At 66.9% G+C, this 10,110-nt stretch carries 9 protein-coding genes and 1 tRNA gene; 3 read left to right on the top strand and 7 right to left on the bottom strand.

Annotation, left to right across the window (positions count from 1 at the left end; translation table 11 throughout):
• Positions 1-137: 137 nt before the first annotated feature.
• Positions 138-214: transfer RNA gene (locus tag J2852_RS29140), tRNA-Met, on the top strand.
• Here J2852_RS29140 and J2852_RS29135 read toward each other — a convergent pair.
• From J2852_RS29135 to J2852_RS29105, 7 genes are all read right to left on the bottom strand, one after another.
• Positions 171-1,823 carry a recombinase family protein gene (locus J2852_RS29135; protein WP_209882469.1) on the bottom strand — a complete coding sequence of 551 codons (1,653 nt, stop codon included), beginning with the start codon at positions 1,821-1,823 and terminating at the stop codon, positions 171-173. The two genes, J2852_RS29140 and J2852_RS29135, sit on opposite strands and share 44 nt — an antisense overlap.
• 11 nt (positions 1,824-1,834) lie before the next feature.
• Entirely contained in the window at positions 1,835-2,911 is a 1,077-nt protein-coding gene (locus J2852_RS29130; RefSeq protein ID WP_209882465.1) for a tyrosine-type recombinase/integrase, read from the bottom strand.
• 4 nt (positions 2,912-2,915) lie between these two features.
• Entirely contained in the window at positions 2,916-4,646 is a 1,731-nt protein-coding gene (locus J2852_RS29125) for a site-specific integrase (protein WP_209882463.1), read from the bottom strand.
• A 143-nt stretch (positions 4,647-4,789) separates the two neighbouring features.
• A complete protein-coding gene (locus J2852_RS29120; RefSeq protein WP_209882461.1) occupies positions 4,790-4,981 on the bottom strand; it encodes a helix-turn-helix domain-containing protein in 192 nt (63 codons plus the stop codon).
• Positions 4,978-5,142, bottom strand: a complete 165-nt coding sequence (locus J2852_RS29115) for a hypothetical protein (protein WP_209882459.1) — start codon at positions 5,140-5,142, stop codon at positions 4,978-4,980. Before J2852_RS29115 ends, J2852_RS29120 begins: the two co-directional genes overlap by 4 nt.
• A gap of 45 nt (positions 5,143-5,187) precedes the next feature.
• Positions 5,188-5,913: a hypothetical protein gene (locus J2852_RS29110; RefSeq protein WP_209882457.1), complete on the bottom strand. Its 726-nt coding sequence runs from the start codon at positions 5,911-5,913 to the stop codon at positions 5,188-5,190.
• Between the two features lie 190 nt (positions 5,914-6,103).
• Positions 6,104-6,664, bottom strand: a complete 561-nt coding sequence (locus tag J2852_RS29105) for a hypothetical protein (protein WP_209882454.1) — start codon at positions 6,662-6,664, stop codon at positions 6,104-6,106.
• A 479-nt stretch (positions 6,665-7,143) separates the two neighbouring features.
• Between J2852_RS29105 and J2852_RS29100 the strand changes: the two genes are divergently transcribed.
• Positions 7,144-7,494 (top strand): helix-turn-helix domain-containing protein, encoded by a 351-nt coding sequence (locus J2852_RS29100; protein WP_209882453.1) that lies wholly within the window; start codon positions 7,144-7,146, stop codon positions 7,492-7,494.
• Positions 7,495-7,818: 324 nt separating this feature from the next.
• Entirely contained in the window at positions 7,819-10,101 is a 2,283-nt protein-coding gene (locus J2852_RS29095) for an AAA family ATPase (RefSeq protein ID WP_209882451.1), read from the top strand.
• Positions 10,102-10,110 lie beyond the last annotated feature (9 nt).

Raw genomic sequence — 10,110 nt, 5'->3', positions numbered from 1 at the left:
TGGGAGAGTAGGTCGCCGCCAGGTCGCCACGACGCGCACAACACAACACCAACACCAACCACACCCAACGAACGCTCAACGCACCGTCACTTGCATGTCTTCTTCATCGTCCTTCCCCACACGACCGCTGGAACATCCGCGGGGTGGAGCAGCCCGGTAGCTCGTCAGGCTCATAACCTGAAGGTCGCAGGTTCAAATCCTGCCCCCGCAACCACCGACACTTGACGCCCCGTTCCGCAAGGATCGGGGCGTTTGTGCGTCTGGGCCACACCCTCGCACACCGCCAGGATGCCGGCCAACTCACCGTGCAGGTTGGCGTCCAGCCCGGCCCCGGCAGGAGAGGGCGTCAGGACCACGCGGTCGATCATCGCGCGCACCAGTTCCATTGCCTCCGCGCTCTCCACCCCGGCTGCAAGCGCGTCCTCCAGCGCCTCGACCTTGCGGCGGTACAGCTCCGACAGGTTGGGGTGGATCAGGATCGGCGGCAGACCCGTGTCGGCATCCTCGCCGTCGGCGAGCAGGCGGGCCTTGTCAGCTTCCAGGGTGGTCAAGCGCTCTTTCATGGACTCGTGGTACAGCCCGTCCTCGATTGCCTTGAGGATGCCGGCGATCTTGCGCTCGACCGAGGCCAGCTCGCGCTCGCGATGGCGTCGGCTGGCTTCGCGGTTGGTCTGTGCGGCCTCCCATTCCGCCCGAAAACCGTCGATGAAGTCCTGAATCAGCTCCGGGGCCAGCAGGCGCTCCTTCAGACCGGAGAGGACCCGCCGCTCGATGTTCATGCGGCTGATGGTGCGGTCGTTGCCGCAGGTGCCCTTGCTGCGGTGGCCGGCGCAGCCATACCGGTCCTTGGCCATGATGGTGTAGCCGGCGCCGCAGCACCCGCAGGTCAACAGCCCCGACAGCAGGAACTTGCGTCGGTGCGCCCGGTTCAGCGCGTTGCCTTGGTCATCGCGGCCCATGGTGAAGCTGATCGACTCCTGGCGGGCTTTGGCGTGGTCCCACAGCGTGGCATCGACGATGCGCAACTCCGGCACGTCAACAACCTCCCAGGCCTCCGGCGGGTTGGGGCGGGCGACGCGCTTGCCGGTCTCCGGGTCCTTGACGTAGGAGCAGCGGTTCCACTCCAGCCGGCCGACATACAGCGCGTTGTTGAGGATGCCGGTGCCACGCTCGACCTGTCCGCGGATGGTCGTGTCCTGCCAGCAGCGCCCGTCCGGCCCGGGCACACCGTCGGCGTTGAGGCGCTTGGCGATGGCGCGCGGGCTGGCGCCGTCGGCGAACAGACGGAAGATGCGGCGGACCACCTCGGCTTCGGTCGGGTTGATCCGCCGTTTGCCCCGGCCGCCGGCGTCGCCCTCCAGCACGTCATAGCCATAGGCTTTGCCGCCCGGCATACGGCCGGCCAGCGCACGGCCGAGCTGGCCGCGGCGGGTCTTCTCCGCCAAATCCTTCAGCGCGACTTGGGCCATCATGCCCATTACGGCCACGTGGATGGTGGTAATTTCACCCAGCTGCGGCGTGAACAGGCGCACGCCATGAAAGGCCAGCCGGTCCTGGAGGTCGGCGGTGTCCGCGAGGCGGCGGCCGAGACGGTCGATCGCCTCGCACAGCACCACCTCGAAGCGGCGCTGCCCGGCGTCCCGCAGCAGCTTCTGGAAAGCGGGGCGGTGGCGGCTGGCGCCGCTGAGGGCGGCGTCGGTGTAGTGCTCGACCACGGCCCAGCCCTGGCGCTCGGCATAGCGCCGGCAGACCTCGATCTGGTCGGCGATGGACGCCTCGCGCTGCTGGTCGCTGGAGTAGCGGGCGTAGATGACGGCGCGCATGGGGCGGGCTCCTACGGGCGCTCGCCGCGGCGGGCGGCGCGGCGCAGGCGGTTGATGTGGTCGGTGAGGGTGGCCTGGTAGCGGCGGCTGGCTTCCAGCCCCTGGGCCATGGTGTAGTAGCGCTCGCTGGTGCGCAGGGTGCTGTGGCCGAGCAGCGCCGCCGTCAGCCGGGCGCCCTGCGGGTCATCGAGCGCGATGCTGGTCGCGGCGCAGTGGCGCAGGAGGTGCGGATTGATGCGCTCGCCCAGGACGGTTGGCGTGGCGCGCTCAAAGCGGCTGGAGACGCCGTTGATGGTCATCGGCTGGCCCTCGCGGGTGATCCACAAGGCATCGTGGGTGTGGCCTTGCAGCAGCCGGGGCCGGTGATGGGCGATGTAGCGCGTCATGTGGGGAACCAGGCTGGCCGGCAGGGGAAAGCTCATCGGGCCACCGCACTTCAGGTCCTCGGGCTCCAGCCGGATCACAAAGCCGTTGGACGTCGGCTGGAGGTGCTGGCCAACACGCAAGCCGGCCAGGGTGCGGCGGCGCATCGGGCGGGAAACGGTGAGGGCGATCATCAGAGCATCCCGAAAGGCCGTCGCGTGACCAAACGGTCGTGCTTCGGGTGCCGCCTCGATCTGGTCGAGCACGGTCACGGCGCGCTGGTAGAGGTCGGCGGCGTTGCGGATGCGCGGCGCGATCGGGCGCCGGTTGGTGGCGCCGCGTTTCAGGCGGCCGGCAACCCGGCGCAGCCAGCGCCAGTCGGTGTCCGGCACCAGCGCTGGCAGGATGGCGGCCAACTGGTCGAGGGTGGTCCACAGCGACAGCGGCGCCAGCGTCGGGCGCAGCGCGTCGATGTAGAGGCGCACGGTCGTGGGCGTCACCCGCTCGGCGGGGCCGGCGTTCCGGTCCAGCAAGCCTCGCTGATCAAGAAAGGTCAGCCAGCGGCCGTAGTTGGCCTCCCGGCTGCGGCGCGTCGCCATCGCCCAACCGGCGGCGGCACCGGCCTCATCGAGCGGTCCGCCGGTCTCGCAGGCCGCGTGCCACAGGCCGCGGTCCAGCGCCGGCCACTCGGCGACAGGACGAGCATGGCGATTCGTGTTCATCATCACCTCAGGTCCCCATCACGTGGCCCCGGAGCGTCCGGGTGCGCTCCAGGATGTTCGCGTCATAGCGGGCGACCGCCGCCGCGGTGTCCTGGCCGGTGTAATAGGTGACCGTGGTGTCGGTGGAGCGGTGGCCGAGCAGCTGGCGCGACAGTTCGTAGTTGCCGGGGTCGAACTGCTGGCTGAGCTTGCCGGCGAGATGGCGGAACAGGTGAGGGTTGACCGCGAGGCCGGTGTGGTCACGCACCGCCCCCTCGATCTGCGCCGCCAAGCTGGTGATGTGCTTGCTGCCGCCCGCGCGTCCGGGGAAGAGCAGCCCGCCGGTGTCGGACGTGAGCAGCGGATGGTAGCGCGTCATGAAACGGTCGATCATGCGGACCAGCGGCTCCGGCAGCACCGCCTCGATCGGCTGGCTGGTCTTGGTCTCCTCCGCCGGGATGACGAGATGGACGACGGCGTTGCGGCCCGAACGGCTGCGGCAGAGATGGCGGTGGACGTCGAGGCGCAGCAGGTTGAGCCGGCGCAACGGCACCAGCAGCAGGATCTGCAGCGCCACCGCGGTCTGCGCCATCAGAGCCTCGCGGCGCCCAGGCTCGGACACGCGATCCGCTTTATCCATCAGGCGCTCCGGCAGGGTGAGCAGCGCCAGCAGATGCTTGGGATCGTCGAAGGCGCGCAGGCGGGCGCGGTTCTTGTCGGTCATGCCCTTGCGCCGGGGGCCGAGCTTGCCGACCAGCTTCTCCAGCCGCTCCAGGTCAGCCTTCGACGCCTGAACCCAGTGGCGGGCGACCGCGAGCAGGCACTTCGCCTGCTCGATCAGGCCGGGGCTCGGTCCGCCTCGCCGCGCCATCAACCACAGCAGCGCGGCCTTGAAGCGCTCCGGCACCACCAGCGCCGCCAGCGTGGTCAGGGCTTGCGGGTCCTCGCCGGCGTGGACGAGGGCGGCGGCGAAACGCAGCACGTGGCCGCGCGCGCTGCGCAACGAGCTGGGGCGCAACGGACGGACCGGACCGAACTCGTCGAGCGGATCGGCGCCGGACAGCCGACGGGTCCACGCCTCCAAGTCGGCGGCGAAGGAGGGCGGGAAGCGGTCCAGCGGCAGCTGGTAGTCGTCGCGGTTGCTGTGGATGGGCACGGGCATGGCAGGCCAGCCGGGCAGGGCGGCCACGACGGCGCGGTTCCACTGGCGGCGGGCCATGCGCTCCACCCGTGACGGCTTGGCGACCAGCGTGTCCATCGCGAGCCAGACGCCGAAAGCGGCGAAGGTGTCGTCCGACACGGACGCCGGCGGAACGTTGTGGTCGACGCAGTAGCGCAGGAAGCGGGCAAGGCCGCGCTGCATTGCCGGATCGGTGACCGCCGCCCGCAGGCCGCGCCAGGGTTCCGGCAGGTGGCAAGCCAGGCGGCGGCGCGGCGTGGCGGTGCCGTAGCGGCGCAAGAGGGCGCTGACGTCGGAGCGGATGTTCTGCCAGCGCTTCTGCGACAGGTCGTGGGCCGCCGGGTGGACGGACGCCATCAGCGGCCGCAGGGCGTCGAAGCCGGCCGGCATCACCGCGAGGTCGCGGCCGACAATACGGCCGAAGCGGCGGAGCGAGGAAGCATAATCACGGACGCGCTGCGGCGGCAAAGAGGGGTCCGCCAGGAGATGGTTCAGCACGTCCGCCAAGGACCGTGCGGGCGCCGAGGCAGGCGCCATGGGCGGCGTGTTCGTCGATCGGGACGTGGTGGCAATGGTCATCCATGGCCTCGGGAAGACGGGAGTGGACGAGAGGTCCGGATCGGGAAGTCGTAGCACGTGTTTGGTTCGAAAACGCTTGGGTGGCCTTTTCCCGATGATGGCATATGGTCTTGTCTTTATTGGACAAGTGCGCCCGGAAGTGGTCAGCAGGTCCAGCGCTGGCGCAGGAAGAGGTCGAGGTCCTGCGGCTGGACGCGGAGCTGGCGGCCGAGGCGGACGGTGGGCAGGTCGCCCGCCGCGATCCAGCGACGGATGGTCTTGCTGCTGACCTGCAGGCGTTCGGCGATCTGCGGGATCGTCAGCAGGGCAGGGGGCTGGGAATGGGGCTTGGTCATTCGGCGCTCGGGGGCTGCGTCGCCTCGCCCGCACCCGATCGGCACTCCCGCGCCGCCATGCGGCCCAGCAGGCGCGCCAGCGCGCGCAGGCGGTCGCCCGTGGTCTCAGGGGCGGCCGGAACGGGGCGGTCGGTGTCGGGCGAGGGGACATGGTTGCTCATGTCCCCTCCTTGCCAGAGCTGGGCCCATCCGGCGAAAGGGCCGGATCAGCTCGCTGGCGCGGCTGATCTGTTCCTGTCCGGCGGCCGGTCGGCGACGGCGCGCTTCACGGCGGTGCGGATGGCGTTCTTGGACTTTTCGTACCCCACCGCCTCCAGGCAGAGGTGCAGGAAGTCGACGAGAGGTCCGCCGGCCGTCTGGTCGAGGTCATTCCAGGAGGTGCCGAGCGGTCGGTCGGTGATCGTCTGGTAGACGTCCAGCAGGAAGCCGAAGGTCATGCGGTAACCGTCGGCCGACGTGTGGCGCTTGCCGCCAACACCGGGCGCGACGCGGGCCTCTTCGGTAGCCCGCACCAGGATGGCGGCCTGCCGCAGCTTAAGGACGCGGCTGAACGCGTCCTCGAACGCGTGATCTGCCCGCCCATCGACCACAGCGGCGTTGGGATCATTCGGCATCAGTTGCTCGGCCAAGCCCCACAGGAGCTCGGGCACCACCGCAATCCGGCCATCCTCGGGTTCACCCTCCTGAAGCGCCTCCAGCAGCGAGTCGCAGGCGGCCACGATGCGCTTCATCCGGTCGCGCGTGGCACTGGGAGCCGGTGTCTGGTCGAGTGCCGCGTGCGAGGCCGCCAAGTCCGGGAGTTTCTGAACATAGTACCGCCAGGCTTCGATCCGCTCCGGATCAGTAAGCCGCAGCCGGTCGACGACGGCGTGGAACAGCGGTTCCCAGGATTCGGTCTGTTCAGTGCGGGCCGTTGGAGGGTGATCCGTCATGGTGCGTTGTCGTGGGGCGTGAGGGACGAGGGAGGTCCGGACCGCAGGGGAGACCGGTGGTCCGATGATACAAGCCCCATCCGGCGGCATGAAGGGCGGCTGACGCCGCCCTTCCCCTGCCATGCCCAGCCTTGCCATGCCACGCCGATCCGTGCCACGCCAAGGGAGCATTGAGGAGCCGTCCGGCCCCTCAATGCACGATGAAGCGTCCGAACTTGGGACGCCAATCTCCGATGCCGACCACCTCGCCGGTGAGGCGGACGATGTCGCGCACCTCGTCCTCATTCAGCAGCGATGGCATGAACTGGATGGTAAAGGCGGCGCTCCAGGTGTCGAAGCGCGGTCGGACCCGCATCACGCGCAGCCGCCCGATCCGAACGCCGGTGCGGAAGCGGAAGCGGTCATCGTTCCAAAGATCTTCCGGTCGGCGCGGCCCCTCATACTGGAGCGGAATGTTGCCGTCGCACAAAAGGCCGGCCTTGGCCTGCGGCCCACGACGCTTTCGCATGGCGCCGTCGATCAGGGCTGCTTCGATGAGTTCGCCCGGCAGGCAGGGTTCGCCGCCATGCAGGTAGAGCGAGCCTAGGAACTCAAGCTTGGCCATCTGTTCCTGGTCGGTCTCCGTCTTCGGCCGCTTGCCGCTCAGCTTCTTGATTTCTTTGACCAGCGGTTCGAGCGGGTCCGCCAACCGGCCGTTGTGCATGAGCAGGGGTGAGACGCCGGTGATCCGGAAGCTCAGGGACTGATACATCGGGGGCCTCCAGCCGTGGTGGACGGCGGTTTGGCTGGGTGTCGGGAAGGTCGACCGTGGACGTGGCGTAGCGGCGGGCGCGAAGCATGCCGGTCACCATGGCATGGCAGGGCGCACACAACGTTGTCACCGCATCCAAGCGATCATGGGTCCAGTCACCGCCGGCCGGGTAAACGCGGTGGTGGCCTTCAAGCCCGTCGGTCCTGTTGCACAGGACGCACCGCCCACCGTCGCGGGCGATCGCTTCACGCCGTAGGGCGCGCCACTGTGGGCTGGCGATGTAAGCGGCATAACCAATGGGACCGCGGGCCGGAACTGGCGAGGCTGATGCCGGGTGATCCAATGACGGCTGGAACACCTGAGTTGATGTGTCCGTCGGCTTGCATGGGCTCATACCGATCCATCAGTTCGTTCATGCTCACAAGTAACGGCATGATGGATCGTGGTCAAGGTTGTCGAACGGCGTAATGATCCGGCTCATGTCGTTGAGCCTGAAGCAGCGTGTCGGGTTGCGTGTTAAGGAGGCGCGGGTGGCCCGCGGCCTTACCCAAGAGGCGTTGGCTGAGTTGGTTGGGCGCACGGTCGAAGCGATTTCCAACATCGAGCGCGGCCGTACGTTTCCGACCATCGAGACGCTGGAGCAACTCGGCCGTAATCTTGATATGCCGATCCAGCACTTTTTTGAAGACGCTGAGCGATCCATTGATGATCGACGCTTTGCCTTGGAGGGAAAAGTCAAGGCGATTGCCCGCAAGCTTGGTCATGAGGACCTCGAATTAGCGGTCCGGCAGTTGTCAGCAATATTAGAGGTACGTGGCAGTAAAAATTGACCTGCAGCCGAGGAGTTGCCGGCGATAAATCCTTTTTGGTTTATGTTTGTGCTGAATTTTTGTTTGAGCTTATTCGAATGCATTGAAGGCGGCAATCGTCGGCCGGTTGAAGGTTGGGGGGAAGTGGCGGGCTGGCGGAGCCGTGGAATGGCTAAACCGCATGCGCGGCGAATGGCCAATGGTCCAGTTGAAATTTTTCCGTGGGAGCGGCGGGGAGAATTGGCGTTCGGCACGTAGTTTTCCGGAAGCCCAATCCGCAGTGAAGCACGCGCCACAACCGGTGATGTGCGACGGCTTGGGCAAAACCCCACTGGAAAATCAACCATGCCTGACAACGTGATCCGGCCCAAAGCGTGGCTGGACTTCAACGACGCCCCCAACCAGATCCTGCTGCCGGACTCCGCCGCCCAAGCTGGCGCCAAGGAGACCCTGAAGGAGCTGCTGCTGGCCTCGCTGCCCGAGGTGCTGATCCACCTGCTGCCGAACGGCCGGCGCCAGGGCAAGAAGTTCGTGGTGGGCTCCGCTGCCGGCGAGAAGGGTGACAGCCTGGAGGTCGAGCTGTACGGCGAGAAGGCCGGCGTCTGGTGCGACCACGGCAACGCCGCGACGGGCCAGGAGTCCGGTGACATCCTGCGCCTGTGGGCGATCTGCCATGGCCTCGATGACCGCAGCCAATTCCCGAAGGTTCTGGAGTCCATCAACAACTGGTACAGCGGCCTGTCCGACGCCTACATCAACGGCGCCAAGTCCGCCCCCGACCGGCCGGACGGCTGGGCCGTCATGCGCGCCCCGCCGATGGACGAGCTGGGACCGCACACCGGCATGTGGGTCTACCACGACATGGCCGGCGCCGAGATTTGCCGCGTCTACCGCTTCGAGCCGGTCGATCCGGATACGGGCGAGAAGAAGAAGACCTATCGCCAGTGGTACACGCGCGGCCGGAAGTGGAGCGCTCCGCCGGACCCGCGCCCGCTGTACCGCCAACCGGAGCTGTCCAACACGACTGAGGTCATGCTGGTCGAAGGCGAGAAATGCGCCGATCTGCTGTGGGAGCTGGGCATCCCGTCCACCTCGGCGCTGGGCGGGGCGAAAGCCCCCGTTGACCGCACCGACTGGTCCCCGCTGGCCGGCAAGCACGTCACCATCTGGCCGGACAAGGACAAGGTCGGTTGGGACTACGCCGAGAAGGCGGCGCAGGCGGTCATCGCGGCCGGCGCCCTGTCGGTGCACATCCTGGTGCCGACGGAGGCCTGGAAGGAAGGCACCGACGCGGCCGACCTGCGTGGCATGGGCTGGACCGATGACAACATCCGCAGCTGGGCGCACGGCGGCATGCGAACCGCGGTCGGCGGACCGGCGAAGTCGGCTCGGTATTGCGGGTTGTCAACCATTCCGTCGGCACGCGACATGTTCCGCGGTGCGCCGAAGCCCCGACAGTACCTGGTGGACGGCATCATCCCTCTCGGGGCGGTGACGCTGTTTGCTGCCATGGGGGATGCTGGCAAGGGCATGATGACCCAAGATTTGAGCATCAAGACCGCTGTAGGCGTGCCGAATGCGACCTTTGGCAGCGAAGAATTGGCTTTCGGCGGTGCGGTCAAGGCAACAGGCAAAGTGGTCATGTATCTTGCCGAAGACGACGCCGACACCGTCCATGAGCGCCTTCGCAACCTCGATCCTCATAATCGCCATTGCGTCAACAACAATCTTCAAATCGTGCCGCTTATCGACTTTGGTGGCGCCCAGCCTTTGGTGACGATGAACAAGGGGCAAGCAACCATCACGCCGTTTTTCGAGCAGATGCAGCGTGACTTGTTGGCCATTGAGGATCTGAAACTGGTTGTGATCGACCCTCTGCAAGTATTCTTGCATGGCGATCTTACAACGGATACCACCGGCGCTGCCTATGCGATGGCCCAGTTCGCACGCCTCGCGCGCGAGACGGGGGCTGCCATCATCATCAATCACCACATGCGCAAGCCGGCCAATGGCAAGCCGATCACCTCGCCGGAAATGGCGCGCGAGGCGATCCGGGGCACCTCGGCCCTGGTGGACGGCGTGCGCTGTGCTTATGTGTTGTGGCCTGCCGAAGAAAGCACCGCACGGTCCATCCTGAAAAGTCTGGATCGGCCTTATGTGCCCAATCAGGTTCTGCACGGCGCCGTTGTGAAAGCCAACGCCAAGGCTGACCGCGGCACCCGCACCTATGTCCGTAACCACGTCGGCCTTCTCGTCGATCTGACCCACCAGCTTCGAGGGGACCGTCCATCCGTAGAATTGCTGATGGACCTGATGGTCGACAAGGTTCGGCATTTTGCGGAAACCGGTCGACCTTTTCAGCACAAGGGGCGCGAACATGGCGTCTACGCGAATCGCCACCTGTTGGGACCAGAGCTTTTCAAGCTGTCGCGCAACCGCCTTGAGGACATCATCGAACGCCTCCTCCAAGCCGACCGCATCCGCAAAAGTGCAGAAAAGGGTTCATCGGTAAAGAAGTGGCTCGATGTCCCCGAAGGGCCTTTCGCTGGAGGGACCGGCCGTGTGAAGTCGGGTGCGCCGGAGGCGGTGAAGAATGCCTATGTCGTTGACGATGCAGACGAGGAGTAGCCCGCGCCG

Source organism: Azospirillum soli (assembly GCF_017876165.1).
Classification (GTDB): Bacteria; Pseudomonadota; Alphaproteobacteria; order Azospirillales; family Azospirillaceae; genus Azospirillum; species Azospirillum soli.
The sequence above is the reverse complement of the archived record's forward strand: the minus strand, read 5'-3'. Positions and strand labels throughout refer to the sequence as shown.